Origin of the sequence: Paenibacillus mesotrionivorans, from assembly GCF_046098205.1 — a bacterium.
Classification (GTDB): Bacteria; Bacillota; Bacilli; order Paenibacillales; family NBRC-103111; genus Paenibacillus_AR; species Paenibacillus_AR mesotrionivorans.
The window spans coordinates 413,907-434,429 of sequence record NZ_JBJURJ010000004.1 but is presented as its reverse complement, the minus strand read 5'-3'; the positions used below and the strand labels follow the sequence as shown (position 1 = coordinate 434,429).

Annotated in this window: 20 protein-coding genes and 1 pseudogene; 10 read left to right on the top strand and 11 right to left on the bottom strand. The window is 56.6% G+C overall.

All coding sequences use genetic code 11. The annotated features are described in order from the left end of the window. Positions 1–6: 6 nt before the first annotated feature. The 4 genes from ACI1P1_RS08495 to ACI1P1_RS08480 all read right to left on the bottom strand — a co-directional run bounded on the left by ACI1P1_RS08495 (position 7) and on the right by ACI1P1_RS08480 (position 4,139). Complete coding sequence (locus tag ACI1P1_RS08495; RefSeq protein WP_416215936.1) at positions 7–990, bottom strand: AAA family ATPase; 984 nt, start codon at positions 988–990, stop codon at positions 7–9. A gap of 93 nt (positions 991–1,083) precedes the next feature. Then, a complete protein-coding gene (locus ACI1P1_RS08490) occupies positions 1,084–2,568 on the bottom strand; it encodes a polysaccharide deacetylase (protein WP_416215935.1) in 1,485 nt (494 codons plus the stop codon). A 141-nt stretch (positions 2,569–2,709) separates the two neighbouring features. After that, a complete protein-coding gene (bcp, locus tag ACI1P1_RS08485; protein ID WP_416215934.1) occupies positions 2,710–3,210 on the bottom strand; it encodes a thioredoxin-dependent thiol peroxidase in 501 nt (166 codons plus the stop codon). A gap of 545 nt (positions 3,211–3,755) precedes the next feature. Further along, on the bottom strand, positions 3,756–4,139 hold the full coding sequence (locus tag ACI1P1_RS08480; protein WP_416215933.1) for a helix-turn-helix domain-containing protein: 384 nt from the start codon (positions 4,137–4,139) through the stop codon (positions 3,756–3,758). 235 nt (positions 4,140–4,374) lie between these two features. Here ACI1P1_RS08480 and ACI1P1_RS08475 point away from each other — a divergent pair, with 235 nt between their 5' ends. After that, a complete protein-coding gene (locus tag ACI1P1_RS08475) occupies positions 4,375–4,749 on the top strand; it encodes a helix-turn-helix domain-containing protein (RefSeq protein ID WP_416215932.1) in 375 nt (124 codons plus the stop codon). Between the two features lie 18 nt (positions 4,750–4,767). Here the strand turns inward: ACI1P1_RS08475 and ACI1P1_RS08470 are convergent, their stop codons facing one another. Further along, complete coding sequence (locus ACI1P1_RS08470) at positions 4,768–4,956, bottom strand: hypothetical protein (RefSeq protein ID WP_416215931.1); 189 nt, start codon at positions 4,954–4,956, stop codon at positions 4,768–4,770. Between the two features lie 670 nt (positions 4,957–5,626). On the opposite strand from ACI1P1_RS08470, the gene ACI1P1_RS08465 reads away from it, so the two are divergent. The 4 genes from ACI1P1_RS08465 (at position 5,627) to ACI1P1_RS08450 (ending at position 9,366) form a co-directional block, all read left to right on the top strand. Continuing rightward, on the top strand, positions 5,627–6,352 hold the full coding sequence (locus tag ACI1P1_RS08465) for a FadR/GntR family transcriptional regulator (protein WP_416215930.1): 726 nt from the start codon (positions 5,627–5,629) through the stop codon (positions 6,350–6,352). 78 nt (positions 6,353–6,430) lie between these two features. Further along, positions 6,431–7,189, top strand: a complete 759-nt coding sequence (locus ACI1P1_RS08460) for a (Fe-S)-binding protein (RefSeq protein ID WP_416215929.1) — start codon at positions 6,431–6,433, stop codon at positions 7,187–7,189. After that, on the top strand, positions 7,158–8,669 hold the full coding sequence (locus ACI1P1_RS08455; RefSeq protein ID WP_416215928.1) for a LutB/LldF family L-lactate oxidation iron-sulfur protein: 1,512 nt from the start codon (positions 7,158–7,160) through the stop codon (positions 8,667–8,669). The genes ACI1P1_RS08460 and ACI1P1_RS08455 overlap by 32 nt, the downstream gene beginning before the upstream one ends. Beyond that, positions 8,659–9,366: a LutC/YkgG family protein gene (locus ACI1P1_RS08450; protein ID WP_416215927.1), complete on the top strand. Its 708-nt coding sequence runs from the start codon at positions 8,659–8,661 to the stop codon at positions 9,364–9,366. Before ACI1P1_RS08455 ends, ACI1P1_RS08450 begins: the two co-directional genes overlap by 11 nt. Before the next feature lie 702 nt (positions 9,367–10,068). On the opposite strand, the gene ACI1P1_RS08445 is transcribed toward ACI1P1_RS08450, so the two are convergent. Genes ACI1P1_RS08445 through ACI1P1_RS08425 form a run of 5 tightly spaced genes read right to left on the bottom strand, consistent with a single transcriptional unit; the run spans position 10,069 to position 13,665 of the window. Then, positions 10,069–10,578, bottom strand: a complete 510-nt coding sequence (locus tag ACI1P1_RS08445) for a hypothetical protein (RefSeq protein WP_416215926.1) — start codon at positions 10,576–10,578, stop codon at positions 10,069–10,071. Positions 10,579–10,617: 39 nt separating this feature from the next. After that, complete coding sequence (locus ACI1P1_RS08440; protein ID WP_416215925.1) at positions 10,618–10,923, bottom strand: hypothetical protein; 306 nt, start codon at positions 10,921–10,923, stop codon at positions 10,618–10,620. A gap of 38 nt (positions 10,924–10,961) precedes the next feature. Further along, complete coding sequence (locus tag ACI1P1_RS08435) at positions 10,962–11,747, bottom strand: ABC transporter permease (RefSeq protein WP_416215924.1); 786 nt, start codon at positions 11,745–11,747, stop codon at positions 10,962–10,964. A 5-nt stretch (positions 11,748–11,752) separates the two neighbouring features. Next, positions 11,753–12,547, bottom strand: a complete 795-nt coding sequence (locus ACI1P1_RS08430) for an ABC transporter permease (RefSeq protein WP_416215923.1) — start codon at positions 12,545–12,547, stop codon at positions 11,753–11,755. Beyond that, entirely contained in the window at positions 12,544–13,665 is a 1,122-nt protein-coding gene (locus ACI1P1_RS08425) for an ABC transporter ATP-binding protein (RefSeq protein ID WP_416215922.1), read from the bottom strand. The genes ACI1P1_RS08430 and ACI1P1_RS08425 overlap by 4 nt, the downstream gene beginning before the upstream one ends. 409 nt (positions 13,666–14,074) lie before the next feature. On the opposite strand from ACI1P1_RS08425, the pseudogene ACI1P1_RS08420 reads away from it, so the two are divergent. After that, positions 14,075–15,157, top strand: a pseudogene (locus tag ACI1P1_RS08420) (LCP family protein); the annotation flags it as partial. A 1,045-nt stretch (positions 15,158–16,202) separates the two neighbouring features. On the opposite strand, the gene ACI1P1_RS08415 reads toward ACI1P1_RS08420, so the two are convergent. Further along, positions 16,203–16,979 carry a Cof-type HAD-IIB family hydrolase gene (locus tag ACI1P1_RS08415; RefSeq protein WP_416215921.1) on the bottom strand — a complete coding sequence of 259 codons (777 nt, stop codon included), beginning with the start codon at positions 16,977–16,979 and terminating at the stop codon, positions 16,203–16,205. Between the two features lie 182 nt (positions 16,980–17,161). Here ACI1P1_RS08415 and ACI1P1_RS08410 point away from each other — a divergent pair, with 182 nt between their 5' ends. The 4 genes from ACI1P1_RS08410 (at position 17,162) to ACI1P1_RS08395 (ending at position 20,378) form a co-directional block, all read left to right on the top strand. Continuing rightward, positions 17,162–17,611: a MarR family winged helix-turn-helix transcriptional regulator gene (locus ACI1P1_RS08410; RefSeq protein WP_416215920.1), complete on the top strand. Its 450-nt coding sequence runs from the start codon at positions 17,162–17,164 to the stop codon at positions 17,609–17,611. Continuing rightward, the gene (locus ACI1P1_RS08405) at positions 17,608–18,063 is read left to right on the top strand and encodes a pyridoxamine 5'-phosphate oxidase family protein (RefSeq protein ID WP_416215919.1); all 456 of its coding nucleotides are present in this window, start codon (positions 17,608–17,610) and stop codon (positions 18,061–18,063) included. Before ACI1P1_RS08410 ends, ACI1P1_RS08405 begins: the two co-directional genes overlap by 4 nt. Positions 18,064–18,243: 180 nt before the next feature. After that, entirely contained in the window at positions 18,244–18,813 is a 570-nt protein-coding gene (locus ACI1P1_RS08400) for a hypothetical protein (protein ID WP_416215918.1), read from the top strand. Positions 18,814–19,016: 203 nt separating this feature from the next. Continuing rightward, positions 19,017–20,378: a glutamate-1-semialdehyde 2,1-aminomutase gene (locus ACI1P1_RS08395; protein WP_416215917.1), complete on the top strand. Its 1,362-nt coding sequence runs from the start codon at positions 19,017–19,019 to the stop codon at positions 20,376–20,378. The last annotated feature ends 145 nt before the right edge of the window (positions 20,379–20,523 follow it).

Genomic DNA, 20,523 nt, shown 5'->3' with positions numbered 1-20,523 from the left:
TCCTCCTTACGAGCCCGGCGCATAGCGCAGGCCCGGCACTGGCACCTCTGCGGCCGCCTGGCGGAGAATCAGCTCGGAGACGCGCCCGGCCATACGGGCCTCCTGGGTCAGGAGAATCCGGTGGGCCAGCACCGGCTCCAGCATATCCTTGATATCGTCGGGCACCACGTAGCTGCGGCCCTTGCGGTAGGCGGTGCCTTGGGACGCCAGCATCAGCGCCAGCACCGCCCGGGGGCTGGCTCCCAGCATGGCGTCCTTATGCTTGCGGGTGGCGGAGGCCAGCTCCACCATGTATTCCTTCAATGATTCGTCCACATGGACATGCCGGACCTGCCGTTGGAGCAGCTGAAGCTCTTCTTTTAACAGCACCGGCTTCAAGGTGTCCAATGGCGAGACCTCCTGCATCCGGCCCATCATCTCCACCTCATGTCCGCGCTCGGGATACCCCAGCCGGATACGCATGAAGAAACGGTCCAGCTGCGCCTCCGGCAGCTGGTAGGTGCCCGCATGGTCCAGCGGGTTCTGGGTGGCCAGGATCAGGAAGGGGCGGGGGAGGGGATAGGTTTCCCCGTCCACCGTAACATGCCGCTCCTCCATAGCCTCCAGAAGGGCGGCTTGGGTTTTGGGAGAGGTACGGTTCAGCTCATCGGCCAGCACAATGTTGGTAAACAGGGGGCCGGGGCGGAACTGGAAGGACGACAGGCCTCTGTTGTAGACGGACACTCCCGTTACGTCCGAGGGCAAAAGATCAGGGGTAAACTGGATGCGCTTGAAGCCGGCATCCACGGTTTTGGCCAGGGCTTTGACCAGTATGGTTTTACCCACACCCGGCACATCCTCCAGAAGCACATGGCCTCCGCATAAAAGGGACGTCAAAACCAGCTCCACGGGACGGCGTTTGCCGACCATCACCTTTTCGATATTGGCAATGATACGCTCCAATTGCAGCAGCGGTTCCTCAAAGGACATGTTATGGGACAGACTAGACATGTTAAAACCTCCAAATCCGGATTCTTGTATCTCTAGCTTTTCCGGATTTCTAGCGTTTTAGACATGCGAGTGAGAGATTTGAGGCACCGTCTCCTACACCAGCGGCCAGCTGTCAAAAGGATGGAGTATGGCGGTGGGCCTGCCGCTTTTGGAGGCTAATTGCACATTGCGGTCCGAGGGATCAAGGGAATAGCTTTGTATGCTGCTTCCCAATAGTCCCGCGCCATAGCGCAGCGGAATGCGGATTTCGCCGTCTGTCAGGCTCACATCCGCCAGGTAACGGACGGCAGGCGCATGTCCGGGGCGGATTTCCGTAATGGTCCGCTGCACAGGATCCACCTCTACGGAGAGGAGGCCGGAGCGGACGGTGGCGATCCGTTTGGTTTCATCCCAGGCTACTTGGGCGCCCAGCCGCTCCGCCAACCCTCTCAAGGGGACGGCAAACCGGCCGTGGGCGAAGGAATAGCTGCCGGGCGCAAGCGTCCATGTGCTGCGGGGCTCCAAGGCTACGGTCAGCGGCACCTCCTCCGCCCGCTGCCTGGCCAGCGCTGCCAGCGCGGCTGCAGCCTCCTCCTGCGCCCGGAGGGACTGCTGCGCCAGGAGCCGTTCCTGCTCGGCCTGTTGATTCTTTTCCTGCCGCTCCAGACCGGATGCGGCCACAAGTGCAGTGGAGGCTGCGAAGCTGTCGGGGGAATAGCTTCTGGCCCACTTGCTCCGGGCAAGGGAAAACTGCTCCGGCTTTACACTTCTGTCCAGCGCGGCGAAGGCATATCCCTGCTCCTTGTAGTAGGCGATAATCTCCGGCAGCGCCTTGACGGTTTCCCCATGCCCCGCCCCGTCATGCATCAGAACGGTTAGCTGATGTTTAAGCGGGCTTTTTTTGACAGCGGCCACAATCTCTTCTGCTGGAACTCCCTGCCGGGTGGCATCCCGGGAATCCACATTCCAGTCCACCACGGTATACCCCACCTGCTCCAGATAATAGAAGTAGAAGGCGTCGAAATTGGTAGCGGTCCCCCCCGGTGCCCGCAGCAAAAACGGCTTTTCCCCCAGAATCTCCTCCAGCACATTGTCCGTTTTCACCGCCTGGCTCCAAAACCCCTTGAAGCTGCCGTACAGTTCACTGTATACATGGTTATACGTATGATTGCCAATGGCATGGCCCTCCCGGGCGATCCGGGACACCACAGCCTTACGGTCCGGGACAAGCTGTCCCACCACAAAAAACGTCGCTTTGATTTCTTCCTCTCTCAAAATATCCAAAACCTGCTCCGTATATTTGCTGGGCCCGTCGTCAAAGGTGAGGTACACGGTGGGCTGCTCCGGTACGGTATACTCCCGTTCCGTCCGAATGCGGTTGCCTCCCGCCAAAACGGCATACACTTCTTCGTTGTCCCGCTCCGACAGGGTCTGCTGTGCTTGTGCCGCCTGGGCTGCAGTCTCTTTTTGGGGCGCAGATTCTGCCCGCGCAGTATATGCAGCCGGGCCTGCCAGCTCCAGTAAAAGGCATACGGCTGCCAGAAGGCCGCCGACCCGTTTCCAACCCCATCGTCCCCTGCCCTGTTTCCCTTTGAACATGCAAAAGGCCTCCCGTCATTTCTACCAGATCATTCTGATAGAGTATATGGGAGGCCACTCACCCTTATGACAAACGCTTCCTCAGTCCGTACAGTCCACGAAGTCCATTATAGTCCGCTAGCTGCAGGAGATAATGCCGGTTCAGTTGATAGACTTCAGCTCCTGAATCGCCTGGAGCACCTCGTCCACATGGCCGTTTACCTTTACCTTCCGCCACTCCCGGGCAATCCGCCCTTCGCCGTCAATAAGGAATGTAGACCGCACCACACCCATGTATTCACGGCCCGCCATTTTTTTCAGCTGCCACACGCCGTAACGCTCACACACCTCATGCTCCGGATCGGACAACAGAGGGAACGGCAGACTATGCTTGTCCGCAAATTTCCCGTGGGACTTCAGACTGTCCGGGCTGATGCCCAGAATGACGGCGCCTTCGGCTTCAATTCTCCCGTTGTAATCGCGGAAATCGCAGGCCTCCTGAGTGCAGCCGGGGGTACTGTCCTTAGGATAAAAATAGAGCACAACCATCTTGCCCGCATAATCCGCAAGACTGTACTCCCGGCCGTCGGCCGCCTCCAGCTTAAAATGCGGCGCCTGTTGCCCCGTGATTGCCTCTGCTGAGGCTTCCGTATGATTCGCCATGCCGTAACCTCCTCGTTGGTTTGTTGGTTTGTGACGATCATACCAGAATCCGGCAAACCAGTTCAAATTAGATCACACCTGCTGCCATGCACTCAGACACTCTGTCTTCCGCGGCCCGCGCTAACGGAACTCCTAGACGCTTAGAGCTTCGCCATATCTTCAGCGCCCGCTCGTTCTCACGCTAACGGAACTCAGAGAGGCTTACGGGCTCTAAAACACACTTCTGCCGCGCTAACGGAACTCAGAAGCCCTTAGAGGGGGGATGCAGGTAGTTTGGGTTCCCTCCAACTGCCTAAGAGTCGCTCAGTTCCGTAAGAATCCGAAAAACTGGATTTTGTGGCGCTAAGGGTCACATAATTCCGTTACAGAGAGTGGTTACTTGAAAACGCGGGGGAGCGGGAGCACAGAGGGGGTCGGAGGAAGGTGCGGAGGCGAGGTTCGGGGTTCGGCTACCCAGCCGATACCTGCCCAATAAAAAAGGCACTCCCGCGTGAGCCCCGCAAAGATTAACTTTGCCGAAGAGCTGCCGGGTGCACCGGTAATGGTCAGGAACTGCTGTCGGTTTGCTTCAGGTATTTCTTGAATTCGATCAGGGTGCGGAACTCGCGCTTCTCTACCCCTGCTTTGACGGCCTCCTGCACCAGCTCCACCCATTCCCCGTCCAGCTCCGGGCGCATTCGCATGTCCTTGACGAGGGTTTCCACCTCCACCCCGAAAACCCCGCTGATTTTCTCAAGAAACAGCATGGACGGATTGGACTGGACCCGGCGTTCAATATTGGACAGATAGGATTTGGCGATCCCTGCCCGCGCGGCCAAGGCCGTCAGGCTCAACCCCCGCTCCTGCCGCATCTGCCGGATTTTCTGGCCGATATGGAGGGATCTTTCGTGTGAAGGCGGTGAAGGAGAATGCCGATCCCGGTTTGCCATAAAGCTCCCCCTTCCTGATGAACGCCCCAAATAGTTACATTTTGTAACATTTTATAAATGATATTTCCAAATCATTATAATAATTACCTTGAAATTTTATGCAGCTCTCCACATATGCTGAATTTAAGATACATAATGTAACGTCTCATTGAAAAAAAATTGGTTATGATTCATAATGTATCTTAAAAAGGGTCCTGTAAAGAGCGAGGCACACCGAGGAAAAAGGAGCTAGTTCATGTTCACATGTGGAGATAAAATCGCCCTGTTACGGGAAAAAAGGGGACTTACCCAGGAGGACTTGGCCAATAAAATCGGCATATCCCGCGCTTCGCTTTCCCACTATGAGAAAAACCGCCGCGAACCGGATTACACCACCATGACGAAATTGGCCGACTTCTTCCATGTTTCGGTAGATTATCTTTTGGGCCGCACATCAGAACCGACCCAAGTGACGGATATGGCAGTACGGGATTTCAGCGAAAATCTGGAACTGTCAGACGAACAGCTTCTGGAGAAGTTTTCCTTTACCGTAGACGGAAGAAAACTCACCCCTGAAGAATCAAGACGCTTCATCGCCTTTATCCGCGCTGACCGTTCCATGAATCGCTAGGTTTTCCATCAACCACACTCAACCGGTCATCAAATCCGCCGCTTTAGAGTAGCCTTTGCCGTTAAACCCGCTTTCTTCCAATACAGACCAAGCCGCAGAGCCGCTTGCCGAGGCACTTTCGAGGTTGGCGGCTTTCCACTGTGAAAAGGCGTCTTGGGAGATACCCAACTCCCGGACGATATGGTCCAGATCAAGAATCATCTTCATTGCTAACCGCTCCTTCACAGATTCATAAGCGCTCCGCCGCTTCAAAAATCCCCGTTTATATGAAAAGTCAAGCACCTCTTGTTGTCGTGATCAATTATGAATTTTTCTTGACGTTTTTGATTATACTTCGTTAAAACGAACCTGTAAACCGCCGCATTTTGTCGAATACCCTGATATTTTCTAGGATCTGCTTTAAAACCTTGTTCTATATAGGAAAATTTTTTTATCCTTTTCAAAAATATTATTTTTACTATTTGATAATGACTATCATTCTTTGTCCGTTATCCACGTTTCGACACCGGTTGGACGCAATTTTTAAAATTCCTCGACTAATGTCTGTAACCCCGCCGGTTGTTTCGACAATTCAGGGCAAAGGCATTTACTTCCTTTTTGTTCGTTAGAGAAAACGCTTTCCGGGGGTTTTCCCTCCGATAAAAACCGCCCCCTTCACGTTATCGTGCCCATTGGGAAAAGACAGTTGTTTTACTCAAATATATTAGTTCATATACCTCTCCAGGGCTTTTTTGAAACAAGCTATCCCGAAATTATTTTTATTAAATTACAATAATTATTATTGACGAAAATGTGAATGAGGCTATACTTGATTATGAACCCATCTGATGACCAGATTATCGGATGGCAGCCTGCTTACTTCAAGTGAGGTGATCCTATGGAGTTTTCCCGGGTCCAGCGCCGCAAAAGCTATGAGCTGGTTGCGGAGCAGATCGAGGAAAGCATCAAGAATGGTTTGGTGAAGCCGGGAGAACGGCTGGATTCCGTCGAGCAGTTAAGCAAACGCTTTCAAGTGGGACGCTCCACTATCCGCGAGGCCCTGTCCGCTCTCCGCGCCACCGGTCTGGTGGATATACGCCAAGGCGAAGGCACCTTTGTGTCCAAGCCAAACACCTCGGAAAGCAACCGTCCCCTGAGGCTGGTAGCCGGTCTGACCCGGCAGGAGGTGCTGGAATTTTTTGAGGTTCGCAAAATCGTGGAAGCCGGGGCAGCCTCTGCAGCAGCCTCCAAACGGACACCGGAGCAGCTGGCGGCTATGCGGACGGCCCTGCAGGGTATGCAGAGCGCCGTCCGGGATGATCATCTGGGTGAGGAAGCCGACGCCCAATTCCATCTGGCAGTTGCCGCTGCTACAGGGAACCGGATGCTGGCGGGTCTGATGCTGCAAATCTCCGATACTCTCCAGGCGACCATGAAGGAGGCCCGGCGATTGTGGCTGTTCTCCGAGGACCTGACGCTGGAGCGGCTGCACAAGGAGCACAGCGCTATTCTGGACGCTATTGAAGAAGGGAACGCCCCTTTGGCCGGACAGCTGATGCTGGCGCATCTGTCCAAGGTGGAGCAGCTGCTCCTGCGGCATTGGCTGGATCAGGATAAGGAATAGTCCGGAAATACTCATCAGGTCATCAGATGACTAAACGGTGCGCAATACACTCTTATCTATTGAAAGGAGCAGTTGGATATGCGGGTTTCCCTGTTTATTACCTGTGTGGCGGATGCCATGTACCCCCAAGTGGGCAAAGCAGTCGTCCGCCTCTTGCGCAGATGCGGCTGCACCGTGGATTTTCCGGAGGGTCAGGTTTGCTGTGGCCAGCCGGCCTTCAACAGCGGCTATCACGAGGATACCAAAAAAGCCGCCAAGCAGCTGATCCGGGCCTTCGCCCAATCGGAATATGTGGTGACTCCCTCCGGCTCCTGCGCCGCCATGATCCGGCATCATTACCCGCCCCTGTTGGCCGGGGAGCCGGAATGGCATGAGAAGGCAATACAGTTGGCAGCCAAAACCTATGAATTCTCCGAATTTCTGGTCCGAACACCGGGTGTGGACACACTCCGGGCTGAATTCCAGGGCAAAGCCACCTACCACTGCTCCTGCCATATGACCCGCAGTCTGGGTGTGACCGAGGAGCCCCTCCAGCTGATCCGGCGCATTGAGGGTCTGGACTATGTGGAGCTTCCATATAAAGAAGACTGCTGCGGCTTCGGCGGCACCTTCGCCGTGAAGATGCACGACATCTCCGGCGAAATGGTGGACGAAAAGGCCCGCCGGATCATGGATACGGGGGCAACGGTACTGTTAGGCTCGGATATGGCCTGCCTCATGAATATTGAAGGACGGCTGCGCCGGCTGGGCTCCCCCATCAAGGCCTACCATGTCGCCGAGCTGCTGGAGGAAGGGGTGAGACGTTATGAAGCCGGACACACTGCCAACGCTCGATGAACGGGTGGAGCTTGCCATTAAGGATCCCTTTCTCAAACGATCCTTGGCGGTAGCCCAGGAACGCTTCCGTATGAACAAGGCCAATGCCGCCGAGGTGCTTGGCAATATTGAGGAATGGCGGGAGCGGGCGGAAGCTATCCGGACGCACACGGTGGCTCATCTGGATGCCTATCTGGACCAGTTCTCTACGAATGTGGAGAAAAACGGGGGCAAGGTTTTTTTTGCGGAGAGCGATGAGGAAGTGGTGCAGTACATTCTGGATCTGGCCAAGGCCAAAAACGCCAAAACCGTCATCAAGGCCAAATCCATGGTCTCCGAGGAAATCCATCTGAACCACCGGCTGGCGGAAATCGGCGTAGAGGCCATCGAATCGGACTTGGGGGAATATATCATCCAGTTGGCGGGTGAGACCCCTTCCCACATTATTGTGCCGGCCATCCACAAAAACCGGAAGCAGGTGGCCGAGCTGTTCTCGCGAGTATCGGGAGAGCAGATGCCGGAGGATACCAAGGAGCTGACCCGATATGCACGTACGGTGCTGCGGGACAAATTCCAGAACGCCGACATCGGGCTGTCCGGCTGCAATTTCGCCGTGGCGGAAACCGGGTCGGTGGTGCTGGTCTCCAACGAAGGCAACGCCCGACTGTCCACCTCCATCCCCAAAACCCATGTGGTCCTGATGGGGATGGAGCGGATCGTGCCGGGTTGGGAGGAGCTGGATTCGGTGCTTTCCCTGCTCCCCCGCTCCGCCACCGGGCAGAAGGTGACCAGCTATGTGACGGCCCTTACCGGCCCGCGCAAAAGTGACGACGTGGACGGTCCCGAGGAGCTCCATGTGGTCATCGTGGACAACGGGCGCAGCAATGCCCTGGGCACGGAATACCAGAAAATCCTGAACTGCATCCGCTGCGGCGCCTGCCTCAACGTCTGTCCCGTCTACCGGCACATCGGCGGGCATGCTTACGGCAGCGTGTATCCCGGTCCCATCGGTGCGGTACTGACCCCGATCCTGAAGGGCTTCGAAAGCTGGGAGAAGCTGCCCTATCTCTCCAGCCTGTGCGGCGCCTGCACCGACGCCTGTCCCGTGCGCATCCCCCTCCATGATTATCTCCTGGAGCTGCGCAAGGATGAGGTGGAGGAGAAGCGGACCCATCCCGTAGAGCGGGCTATCTTCAAGGGCTTCGGCACCGCCATGGCCAATCCTTGGATGTACCGCACCGGGCTGAAGCTGGCCAAATACGGGCTCAAGCCCCTGTCCAAGGACGGCTACATCCGCAAGGGACCGAGTCTGTTGGGCAAATGGACCAAAGCCCGCGATCTGCCCGCTCCCCCTATGGAAAGCTTCCGGGAATGGTGGGACCGCGAGGGCAAGGGTGAATCGGCCGGATCACCGGGTGGAGCATCAGGTGGAGCATCAGGCGGAACGTCCCGGGGACGGTCACAGAATAAGCCGAAGGGAGATGGGTCGGATGGCGTCTAAGGAGGCTTTTTTGCAGAAGCTTGCCGACAAAATGGGCCGGGAGCGGATCTATGAGGCCTCCCGCCCCCGCTGGGACACCCAGCCTTGGGACCATCTCCACAAGGAGCTGGATCAGGCGGGACTGGTGGCCCAATTCGCCGACGAGCTGATGAAGCTGGGCGGCGTGGTGATTCCCGTGCCCAATGGGGAGCTTTTGCCCAAGGCGGTCAATGCGTACCTGACAGAGGCGGAGTTCAAGCGGCTGATTCTGTGGCCGGCTGGAGAGGATCTGGACGGCGCCGAGCCTGCCGATGTGTTCGAGGAGCAGGGGTATGAGGTCACCCGGTGGAGCGCTTCGGGAGACCGGGATACCCTGGTCCGGGCGGCGGAGGCGGCCCATGCCGGGCTGGTATATGCATCCCACGGCCTCTCCGAAACCGGCTCCGTAGTGCTCTATAACCGGGGCGACCGGGGCCGGGTGGTGAGCCTGTTGCCCAACCAGCTCCTGGTAGTGGTACGCGGCAGCACGGTGGTGCCGCGGATTACCCAGGTGCTGGCCGGAATGCCGGGCAAAGCGCTGGACTACAGCTGCGTGAACATCATCACCGGCCCCAGCCGAACCTCGGACATCGAGATGGACCTGACCATCGGGGTCCACGGCCCCGGCCGGATCGCCGTTTTCCTCATCGAGGACCATCTGGCGGTGGACCTGCCGTAGGTGTGACGGGGAAGTGGGTTGACGGGTTGGCTAATGTTGAACGAGCTGATTGATCGACATGGTGGCTGATATGGAACGAGCTGATTAGTTGACGGATTGGCAGATGTGGAACGGGCTGATTGGTCGATGGATTGGCTGATGTGGAACGAGCTGATTGGTCGATGGATTGGCTGATGTGGAACGGGCTGATTGATCGATGGATTGGCTGATGTGGAGCGAGCTGATTGGTCGATGGATTGGCAGATGTGGAACGGGCTGATTGGTCGATGGATTGGCTGATGTGGAGCGAACTGACGGGTTAGTGGGTGGCGAACGAGTTGGAGGATGGGTATTAATTAGTACTGAAAATGACTCCACCGTCTGGTTGGCCGCCCTGTTTCTCCTCCCGGTACGGTACACCCTGCAAAAGTGCAGTTATTTTCCTAGAAACCGGATAATATAGGGGCTATCCTGCAAAAGTGCAGTTATTTTAGCCTAGAACGCCGCATGGGGCGGAAAACCGAGAAATTAACTGCACTTTTGCATTTCGCCCGTCAGCAGCAGGCCCATCCAGCCGAAATAACTGCACTTTTGCATTTCGCGCAGCCGCTCCAGGTGTATTCAGGCAGGAGTTGTAGTGTTGCGTGCCCGCTCCCCCACCTTCCGCAGCAAAAAACGCATTCCCCGTTAACCGGAGAATGCGTTTTTCTATGCTGCGGCTCTCTACAAGAGCTCCGCCAGCTTCCACTCCGGGGAGCCGTCCCGGGACAGGAACCAGATGTGGGTGAACACCCCCGCAGGCAAGTCCACCTCCGTCAGCCGGGGCAGAAAATCCGACATGCCGAACACCGGCGAGGCGTTGCGGATCAACAGCGCGATGGGATAGCTCATGCTGTAGGCGCTGCGTTTGCCTACCTTTTTGCTGATGAGATGATTCAGCTCCTTCAGAAGGTGGTCAATGGTAACCCCCTCCTGTTCAGGGGCCGGAATCCGCCGATTGAACACATCCATCGCCTCCTGCTGGCTGGCGAACAGATGGGTAATCTCTACGCCCAGCTTGCGGCGCAGGGGGCCCTTTTCCTCCAGCACGGCATCCGGCCGCTCCTGCTGGAACAACAGCCTATATCCCGGCCCGGTGCCCAGCCGGTTATACTCCCGGATCAGCAGGAGGATCGCCTCCCGCTCCCATGCCCGTTTGCCGATTTTGTCCTGCGTATTCTCCATACCGCCCATGCTTCCACCTCCCGGATGATGGCGCGTGAGAATCCAATATTACCAGTAACGGCCCAGATGCTTCTTATTATTCCGGATGGCCCACAGTATGGGCACAAGCGCCAGAAGGATATACACCATTACAAACACCAGACCTTGTAAGCCCCTTTGCTTTTCCACCAGCCCCATCACGATAAAAAGGATCCCTAAGCAAGTATACGGCAGAGCCAGGCTCCTTTGATACGACCTAAGCGCTTCCCCGCTCAGCACATCCCTGATGCTGCTGCGGATGAGAGTCGCCTTCCCTCTCCAATGACCGAATGCCATAAGGAGCATCGCTATGCCCAGTAAAAGCTGTGCGTACATGCCGTTTCCCCCTTTTGCAGCCAGCTATGCCCTCCCTCTTATGAACCCGCGCCGCGGTACCGGCTGACGCCGAAATTCCAGAAGGCCAGTGCCCCACCAAAAAACACGCCGCCCACCACCGGAGTCAACAGGGCAATATGCCCCCATGAAGCCCGGTCCAGGAAGTATGCCGCCGGATAAAAGCCCACGAAGGCAAAGGGCAAAATCCCCGTCAGCAGCACCGTAATCGCCCGGTTGTAGATGGTAACGGGGTACCGCCCGTAATTCTGAATGTTCCACACCAGGGGCAAAATCCCTGTGGGTGCATCCGTAAAGAAGGAAATGGCGGTAAAGGTAATATATATGCCTGCATATACCATTATAGAGCCCAGGACGAGCAGCACCAGCACTAAGGGATCATACCAGACAAACTCCAACCCTGCCGAAGGCCAGGTCAGCGCCATAATCACCAGCCCCACCACGGAGCCGGCCAAGGACGGCGGGTCGAGATTTTCCAGAGCAAGCTGGGTAAGATTATAAGCGGGCCGGGTGAGAATCCGGTCCATCTCCCCTTTGACGATATAACGCTCGGTAAAGTTCCAAAGATTGAAGCAGCAATTGAAAATCCCGTACGGCACCATAAAGTACCCGTAAACAAACAGCATCTGGGACTCCGTCCAGCCGTCCAGAAGCTGCGTATGCAGAAACACCACTAATAGAAAGAACAGGTTCACACCCTGGAACATCAGATCGGACAAAATCTCCACCAGCAGGTCCATGCGGTAGGCCAGCCGGATTTTCATATAGGTTTTCAGATAGTCCCAGCCAAGAGACAGATAGAACATACCGCTCACCCTCCCTGCACAAACAGCCGCGTTCTTGCCAGCCGCCACATGAGTAAAATCGGAATAAACAGCAGCACCAGCCACAGCACCTGCACACCCAGCACATTGGCAATGCCGATGCCTCCGTCCTTGCCGGAGAATACCGCAGAGGGCAAGTAGGTAATGGCCTGGAAAGGCAGCAGGCGCAGCACGGTTTCGGCCCAACCCGGGAAGAAGGATACCGGGATGATCAGACCGGAGAACAGGTCCACCATTACCCTTTTGAAGCGCATCATCCCGTCGCTGTTTTCCATAAAAAAGGCACATAGTCCCGTCAGGATATTGATCTGGGAATTAATCACGAAGCTGAACAGCAGCATCAGGAAAAAAGCCGCCCACACCTGCGGGTCATGAGGGAACCGGATGGGAAACAACAGCCAAACCAGCAGCATCCCCGGTGTGGAAAATAACAGAAGCCGGAACAGGCCTTCGCCCAGTCCCTGCATCATCTTCACCGCCAAATACGGATAGGGACGGATAAATTGGATGGCCACACTGCCGTCGCGGATTTCATTGGCAATTTCCCGGTCCAGATTGTTGAAATAAAAAGCCCGTGCCATCCAGGCCACGGCCACATAGGTGGTCATCTGGGTCATATTCATGCCGCCCAGTCCATCGGCTCCCGAATAGATGGCGCTCCACAGAAAATATTGCGCACCGATATTCACCAAATAGATGATGATACCCGTGTAATAGTTCATCCGGTAAGCCAGCATGGACAAAAACCGGATGCGGATGAACTCCGCATACAAGCCAATCATGACCCGTCACTTCCCTTGACGGCAGCCAGATCCTTTTCCCCTGCGGCCTTATCCTCCGGCTGTGCCGGGGCTGCTCCGGACGGATCGTTTCTTGCATCCGGCTCGGAGCAGTCTGCGGAGGCATGGCCCGCCTTATAGATCTCCCGGATAATATCATCCGTCTGGGTTTCAATAATGCGGATGTCGTCGATTTCTACCGATCCGACCACCCGGGCGAGAACCTCCGACACATTGGTTTGTCCGAAGGGCACCCATATATGGGCTACAAGATCATTTTCCATACTCCACTCCACATTCAGGTCCGCAGTCAGGCGGGACAGGAAGTCAGGCTCCGCCGGCCGGGTGAGCTGCAGCACAATTTCCTTGCCGCGGCCCCATCTTGCTTTTAATTCCTCCAGCCCACCGTCATAGATGATATTCCCGTCATCCAGCATAATCACCCGGGAGCACAGGGCTTCAATATCCTGCAGGTCATGGGTGGTCAGCAAAATGGTGGTTTCGTAACGCTGGTTCATGGATTTCAGGAAATCCCGGATTTCCGCCTTGACCATCACATCCAGGCCAATCGTCGGTTCGTCCAGAAACAGGATGGAGGGATTATGCAGCAGGGATGCCGCCAGCTCGCAGCGCATCCGCTGCCCCAGGCTGAGCTTGCGCACCGGACGGTTCAGGATATCGGCAAGCTGGAGCCGGTCGACCAGTTCGTCCAGCCTTTTTTTGAAGTCCTGCTCGTCCACCCGGTATACCCGCTTAAGCAGCCGGAAGGACTCGATGACGCCAATGTCCCACCACAGCTGGCTGCGCTGCCCGAATACTACGCCGATGCCACGCACGAAGGCTTCCCGGTCCTTGTAGGGCACCAGCCCGTTGACGTGGATCTCCCCGGCGGTGGGGACCAGAATCCCCGTCAGCATCTTGATGGTGGTGGACTTGCCTGCGCCGTTCTCCCCGATGTAGCCGCAGATTTCCCCACGGGGGATCTGGAAGCTGATCTCGTTGACGGCGGTAATGCTTTTGTATTCACGCTTAAACAAGTCGCGCAGAGCCCCGCCCAATCCTTCTCTATTCTGTTGGACGCGGAAGTCCTTGCGCAGATTCTTGACGTCGATGGCCCACATGCGAAGTAAAGCTCCTCTCCTTAAAGCTTACGTTCCCTTCCCAGCCTCCGAAGCTCCTTATTGGAACTCCGCGCCACTTTGGGGGATGGGTTTAACCCTCTTAATTTACTATGGATGCCGGAGAACGGCAAGCCGGAACGGCCCGGTTCCCCAGGAACGGCGAGGGATGTCTATAAGCTGTGATTTTGTTCGCCAATTCGGGTATAATCGTATTAGCTTTTCATGCACAATAAAGGAGCATTGGGCGGAAGTTTGTCCTAAATGAAACTTTTTTCTGGCATTTTCCGTCTAATGATGTAGTCTTTATCAGCCTTTATTCTTCCCCATTAATGCCCATCCCCTTTGAAAAAAGAATGTGCATTCCAAATCACCCGATGAAAGGGGCTTATTTATGCGCAAAGCCAAACACATGAGTGTGCGTAAAAAAATTCTCTGGTCCGTGGCGGGACTGGTGCTAATCATATTTGGCTTCACCGGCTATTATGTGTATTCCTTATATTCCTTCGCAGACAACATCAATAAGTCGCCAGAGGATTCCATTTTCAGCAATATTCCTTCCCTGACCAAAACCGCCGAGCTGGAGCCACCCAAGTGGGAGGGCAAGGAACGGGTAAACATCCTGCTTCTGGGCGGCGACTCCCGGGGTATGGGGAAGAATGAAATCCCCCGCTCCGACTCGCTGATGATAGCTTCCCTTGATCCGGTCACCAAAAAATCCTATCTGTTCTCCATTCTGCGCGATACGTACGTGGATATTCCCGGCCAAGGCTCTGACCGCATCAACGCCGCCATCGCAAGAGGCGGACCGGAATTGGCCATGAAAACCGTGAGTAACCTGATGGGCATCCCCATTCAGTATTTTGTGTACACCGACTTTAAGGGGTTTATTGCCCTTGTGGACGCCCTGGGCGGCATCGACCTGGAAGTGGAAAAGGATATGTACTACACCGATTCTGCGGATGACAACCAATACGATATTAATCTTAAAAAGGGCTACCAGCATCTGGACGGCAATACGGCCCTCCAATATGTGCGCTTCCGGCATGACGCCACCAGTGACTTTACCCGCACTGAACGGCAGCGGAAATTCATGCAGGCTCTGGCGGAGAAGCTGCAGTCCACTACCTCGCTCCTTAAGCTGCCTTCTATTCTCAGCAGCATCGATCCGTATATCGAAACCAATCTTAACGTGAACCAAATGATCAAGCTGGCTTCTCTGGGCTTCGAGGTGAAGACCGACGGTATGGTCAGCCAGCAGATTCCCCCTATGGACCTGCTGCAGGAAAAACGGGTCGGCGGAGCCGAGGTATTGGGCGTGGATGAAGCCGCACTTAAGGTTTTTGTGAAGCAGCTGTTCGGCGATGTATCCATCACGCCGTCCGACAAACCCATCTCCGGCGGGAAGCTGAGCCAGGGTACGGATACAACAACCTCCTCCAGCGGGGGAACCGCCACCTCCAAACCCACGTCTTCGCCGAAGGCCACTGTGAAGCCCAAGGTGACAGTGAAGCCCACCGTGAAGCCAACACCGACGACGCCTGCGGCATCGGTGAAGCCGGCGGTGTCAGCCAGCCCCAAGGCGCCGGAAGCGGCGTCCGCTACGCCTAATCCGGCAGGGACGCCGCAGCCTGCGGCCAGCACAGCCGTGAAGCTGCCGGGGGAGGAAGCCGGCATTATTGATCTGGGCCAGCCGGCAGCAGGCGGCGATGAGCCTGCTGCCGGAGACGGTGCGGGCGCCGGTGCAGAAGCCGGCGCTGGGGGTGCAGCCGCCGGCGCAAGCGGCGATGATGCCGCAGCAGGCGGAGCCGCGGCTACGGCCGCGCCCTGACGGCGCGGCGGGCAGCCTGCTGCGTCCGCAGCGCGGACAGCTAAAAAAGAGCATTCTCCCCGGGAGGGGAGGATGCTCTTTTTGGTGTGGTGGCGCTGGTGCGGAGGTGCGGCCTGGTAAGGCGCGGCTTAGCCTGCGGGGAGACCCACGCGGGCGTTGCGTTTGGCATCGATCGGCCCCGTGCACAGCTGCAATCTGAATTGGCTTTCCATTGGGGTTATGGTGAGTTACCGCTGACTACATTTGCTGCTTCGGCCAGGCTGCGAAAAATTCTAACGGCGGCCAGCGCCGCTATTTGCCTCAAAATGACCGCTGCGGATTTCTAACGGCGGTGAGAGACGCTATTCGGCGTAATTTAACTCCGCAGAGGCTGATTCGGGGTCAATAGCGGCGCTCACTTCCGTTAGAAAATAAAAACCCCGCTTTTTAGCCAAATAAGGGCCTTAGCTTCCGTTAGAATCTCGCAGGCCACTCGATTCCAACGCACCAGCTAAATTCCTACTTACCAACTAACTCCTGTACACTAGCTTATTCCCGTCACCACTAATGCCCACACACTAGCTAATTTCCGTACACCATTTATGCCCACGCTTGCTAACTTCCGTCCACTAGCTAATTCCTGTACACCGCTAATGCTCGCACGCTAGCTTATTCCCATACAACACTAATGCCCGCACGCAGCTAACTCCCATACACTGCTAATTCCCTCCTACGCCAGACAGCCTGCGTAGCGGAGGCCAGCCGCAATGCCGCCTTCGTCCGCCCGGGCGGTGACGTAGTCCGCATAGGGGAGCAGCTCCTGGTGGGAATTGCCCATGGCGATGCCCAGACCCACCAGCTCCAGCATTTCCTTGTCGTTCAGGCCGTCGCCGAAGGCAATGGACTCCTCCCGCGGGATGCCCAGTGTGTCCAGCATCACCTGGATGCCCTCGGCCTTGGAGCCGGTAAGGGGCAGCACATCCATAGCATCCTCATGCCAGCGGATGAAACGCAGCTCCGGCAGCTCCGCCAGATAAGGCTGCTCCTCCCCGTGCCGGCAGTGGAGGAACACCTGGTAAATACTCTCGTCCCGCCAGAATTCACTTTGCCCGCCGGGATAAAATACCTTCAGCGAATCAATAGCCGCCAACACTGCGGCATGCTCCACACTGTTGGTGTGGTAGCTGCTTTTGCCCTGATATACCAGCGGATGGCCGCTTTGGTGGGCAAGCCCCACCAGACGCTCCAGCACCGGCACCGGAATATGCCTGTGGTACAATTCCTTGCCCCGGTACACCACATATCCCCCGTTTAAGCTGACATAAGAATCGATGCCCAGCTCCCGGGCCAGCGGCTCAAAAAAATAAGGCGCCCTGCCGGTGGCAATCACCGGCTCAATACCGTTGGCCTTCAACTGTGCCACAGCCAGACGGGTATCCTCTGGTATCTTTTTGTCCTCGTCCAACAGCGTGCCGTCAATATCAAAAAATACGATTTTGTAGCCCATACGCCCACTCCTTCTTTCATTGGTTTCTCTCTAAAGTCTGATTCTATCATCTTATCGGCAGGCGGTGAAGTAAACCCGCACTGGAAAAGGAATCCGGATTCCAAAAAAAGGTTGACTTCTAGTTCGATATAGTACTAATATAGTACCATATAGAACTAACCTGAAAGGAGGTCCACACCCGTATGGCCACACTCCGGGAAGGCGGATTTTTGATTTCGATGATCAAGCAGCTGTCCGGCCGGATATTCGACCGGCTTCTCAAAAAAGCCGGTATTGAGGATCTCAATAACGCCCAGGGACGGATTATGTTCGCCCTGTGGAAGGAGGACCGTGTCCCGATCCGGCGGCTGGCCCAAACAACCGCCCTGGGCAAAACCACCTTATCCAGCATGCTGGAGCGGATGGAGCAGGCCGGACATATCGAGCGGATTGCGGACACCGCGGACAAAAGAAGCACCTTAGTGGCTCTATCTGCCGGCAGCAAAAGCATGATGGACAAGTACCAGGAGGTTTCCGAGGATATGCTGTTCCTGTTTTATGAGGGGCTCACAGAGGATGAGGTAAACCGGTTCGAAGCCACCCTGCGGCATATTCTCGCCAATTTAAACCGTTATGAGGAGGAGAACAAATGATGGAAACAGATGTTGAAAAAAAAGCACTTAGCCTGGTGGAACGCAGCCCCAATGTGGTGGTCGGGTCCATCGGGGAGGACGGCTTCCCCAACATGAAGATGATGTTTAACGCCCGGTTCCGGGAGGGAATGTCGGTATTTTATTTCTCCACCAATACCTCCTCCCGCCGTACCGCGCAATTTAATAAGAGGCCGCAAGCCGGCCTTTACTTTGCCGATGAGGGGAAATTTAACGGATTGATGCTCTTGGGAACCATGGAAGTGCTTCATGACCAGGAGTTCAAGGATCTGATCTGGCATGAGGGGGATGAGATCTATTACCCGCTGGGCCGGACCGACCCCGATTACTGCGTCTACCGGTTTACGGCACAGAAGGGCCGGTATTACGACCAGCTGGCCTCCACCGATTTTGAGGTTCCGTTGAAGCAGCAGATGGCACAAACAGGCGGTTGAACTACTCTTCCGCTATCCTGAGCTAACACGGTTCAACCTGCAGACAGGATCAGCTATGGAAGCCGCCAGCCCGTTTCACACTGCATGAACTTTTGCGCTCCCCCCTTCGTCAAACCAACAGCAGCCCATCCGCGCCTGAGCAGGCCGGGTGGGCACTATTTATTAAAGGGGTGCTTTGGTATGCGTAAAAAGTTGTGGGGGACGGCGGCGGCTGTTGTTCTGCTGGCGGGTTTGACGGTGTGGCATTTCACCGGAGCGGGGGATAAGCCGGATACAGCGTACGCCCAGGCATCTGCCGCTCCACTGCCGGAGGGGTTCAAACAAGCGGAAACCTCCCTTCTGACCCTGGCGGTTCCTGCCGCATGGAGCGCCGAGGCAAACGGCAAGGAGCTGATTTTTACCGTGAACGGGGAAAAGGTGGGAGAGACGGAGACGCTGGACTGGTTCGATGCCCAAGGCTGGGTGCACCACCGGCCCAATCATACGGAGCAAAGGTCGTTTACGGAAGTGACGGATATTCCCTCACCCGCTCCCGGACAATCCCGGGACCTCCGTCTGTACAAAATCGGACTGGTGCTAACCAAACCTGCTGCACAGCTGGACCCAGACTGGCGTTATGACGATAGCCGCTGGTACTGGACCGATTCCACTGCCAAATTGGCATACGGCGTTTATTTTAATGAAGCGGCTGTGAATGAAGAGACCATGCGGAAGGTGGTTTCCGGTATCCGGCTCAAGGCCGGGAAGTAAGGAGCTGCGAGGAAATTAGTACCCGCTTTTGCTGACAAAATCTCCACGGTTTTGGGAGTTTTGTCAGCAAATTAGCGGTACTTTATTTCGGCGCAGTCTCTAAGCCCGGAGGAAGCCCCGGAACAGACCTGTCCCCCCTGTGGGAAAAGTGGTAAAATAGACGGATGTGTTTAACATCTGTCGCAAAGGAGCTTGCAATCGTTATGGGAACATCACGCAACCGTTCGGAAGCCCTCTACCAAGAGGCACTTCAGCATATCGTGGGTGGGGTGAACAGCCCCTCCCGTTCCTTCAAGGCGGTGGGCGGCGGCGCCCCCGTATTTATGAAACGCGGTGAAGGCGCCTACTTCTGGGATGAGGACGGCAACCGCTACATCGATTATCTGGCCGCTTACGGGCCAATTATTACCGGGCATGCCCATCCTGTGGTTACGGAGGCGATCTGCAAGGCGGCCGCCAACGGCACGTTGTACGGCGCCCCCACGGAGCTGGAGATTATCTTCGCCAAAATGCTCAAGGAGGCCATCCCCTCCCTGGACAAGGTGCGGTTTGTCAATTCCGGCACCGAGGCCGTTATGACCACCATCCGGGTGGCCCGTGCCTATACCGGCCGCAGCAAAATCATCAAATTCGCCGGCTGTTACCACGGCCACTCCGATCTGGTGCTGGTGGCGGCGGGCTCCGGCCCGTCCACCCTGGGAACACCGGACAGCGCCGGGGTCCCTCCCACCATCGCCCAGGAAGTGATAACGGTGCCGTTTAATGACCTGACGGCACTCTCCGACGCTCTGGACCGCTGGGGAGCCGAAACCGCCGCGGTTATGGTGGAGCCGATCGTGGGCAACTTCGGCATGGTTATGCCGGAGCCGGGGTTCCTGGAGGGGCTGTGCAGCCTGACACGAAAAGCTGGGGCCGTCGTCATTTATGACGAGGTCATCACCGCCTTCCGCTTCCACTATGGCTCCTCCCAGACCTTCGAGGGTCTTCTGCCGGAGGCGGTGCGGGCAAGCGGCGACGAAGCCGCCCGGAAGGCGGCCTTCGCCGCCATCGAGCCCGACCTCACCGCCCTGGGCAAGGTCATCGGCGGCGGGCTGCCCATCGGCGCGTACGGCGGGCGGGCGGAGATTATGCAGCAGGTTGCCCCGCTGGGTCCGGCCTACCAGGCCGGGACCATGGCAGGCAACCCTGCCTCCATCTCCGCAGGCATCGCGTGCCTCTCGGTGCTCCGGGAACCGGGCACCTACGAGAGACTCGATGCCCTGGCCGCCCGCCTCGCTGACGGCATCGCCGCTGCCGCCGCAGCTTATGGCGAGCCGCTGACGGTAAACCGCATCCGCGGCGCCTTCTCCACCCACTTCTGCGCCCATCCCGTGCGCGATTATGAAGAGGCCCAGGACGCGGACGGCGAACGCTTCGCCCAGTTTTTCCGGCTGATGCTGGACCGGGGCATCTGCCTCGCCCCCTCCAAATATGAGGCCTGGTTTCTCACCATTGCCCACACGGAAGCCGATGTGGACGCCACCATCGCCGCAGCAGAGGAAGTATTCCGCGAGATGAACCGCTAAGGCAGCGGAAGGCACGCCCACTTTAAGCAGCGCGCTTCCTGATTCAGGCCTTTCCGTTCTCTCTAAGCAGAGTCACCAAAACGCACGCATAAATGAAACAGCCCCCTGTCCCGGTATGTCCGGGTCAAGGGGCTTCTTTTTTGGG

Coding starts and splice junctions, on each gene's coding strand:
- ACI1P1_RS08495 (WP_416215936.1), bottom strand. CDS start 990: ATGTCTAGTCTGTCCCATAACATGTCCTTTGAGGAACCGCTGCTGCAA.
- ACI1P1_RS08490 (WP_416215935.1), bottom strand. CDS start 2,568: ATGTTCAAAGGGAAACAGGGCAGGGGACGATGGGGTTGGAAACGGGTC.
- bcp (WP_416215934.1), bottom strand. CDS start 3,210: ATGGCGAATCATACGGAAGCCTCAGCAGAGGCAATCACGGGGCAACAG.
- ACI1P1_RS08480 (WP_416215933.1), bottom strand. CDS start 4,139: ATGGCAAACCGGGATCGGCATTCTCCTTCACCGCCTTCACACGAAAGA.
- ACI1P1_RS08475 (WP_416215932.1), top strand. CDS start 4,375: ATGTTCACATGTGGAGATAAAATCGCCCTGTTACGGGAAAAAAGGGGA.
- ACI1P1_RS08470 (WP_416215931.1), bottom strand. CDS start 4,956: ATGAAGATGATTCTTGATCTGGACCATATCGTCCGGGAGTTGGGTATC.
- ACI1P1_RS08465 (WP_416215930.1), top strand. CDS start 5,627: ATGGAGTTTTCCCGGGTCCAGCGCCGCAAAAGCTATGAGCTGGTTGCG.
- ACI1P1_RS08460 (WP_416215929.1), top strand. CDS start 6,431: ATGCGGGTTTCCCTGTTTATTACCTGTGTGGCGGATGCCATGTACCCC.
- ACI1P1_RS08455 (WP_416215928.1), top strand. CDS start 7,158: ATGAAGCCGGACACACTGCCAACGCTCGATGAACGGGTGGAGCTTGCC.
- ACI1P1_RS08450 (WP_416215927.1), top strand. CDS start 8,659: ATGGCGTCTAAGGAGGCTTTTTTGCAGAAGCTTGCCGACAAAATGGGC.
- ACI1P1_RS08445 (WP_416215926.1), bottom strand. CDS start 10,578: ATGGGCGGTATGGAGAATACGCAGGACAAAATCGGCAAACGGGCATGG.
- ACI1P1_RS08440 (WP_416215925.1), bottom strand. CDS start 10,923: ATGTACGCACAGCTTTTACTGGGCATAGCGATGCTCCTTATGGCATTC.
- ACI1P1_RS08435 (WP_416215924.1), bottom strand. CDS start 11,747: ATGTTCTATCTGTCTCTTGGCTGGGACTATCTGAAAACCTATATGAAA.
- ACI1P1_RS08430 (WP_416215923.1), bottom strand. CDS start 12,547: ATGATTGGCTTGTATGCGGAGTTCATCCGCATCCGGTTTTTGTCCATG.
- ACI1P1_RS08425 (WP_416215922.1), bottom strand. CDS start 13,665: ATGTGGGCCATCGACGTCAAGAATCTGCGCAAGGACTTCCGCGTCCAA.
- ACI1P1_RS08415 (WP_416215921.1), bottom strand. CDS start 16,979: ATGGGCTACAAAATCGTATTTTTTGATATTGACGGCACGCTGTTGGAC.
- ACI1P1_RS08410 (WP_416215920.1), top strand. CDS start 17,162: ATGGCCACACTCCGGGAAGGCGGATTTTTGATTTCGATGATCAAGCAG.
- ACI1P1_RS08405 (WP_416215919.1), top strand. CDS start 17,608: ATGATGGAAACAGATGTTGAAAAAAAAGCACTTAGCCTGGTGGAACGC.
- ACI1P1_RS08400 (WP_416215918.1), top strand. CDS start 18,244: ATGCGTAAAAAGTTGTGGGGGACGGCGGCGGCTGTTGTTCTGCTGGCG.
- ACI1P1_RS08395 (WP_416215917.1), top strand. CDS start 19,017: ATGGGAACATCACGCAACCGTTCGGAAGCCCTCTACCAAGAGGCACTT.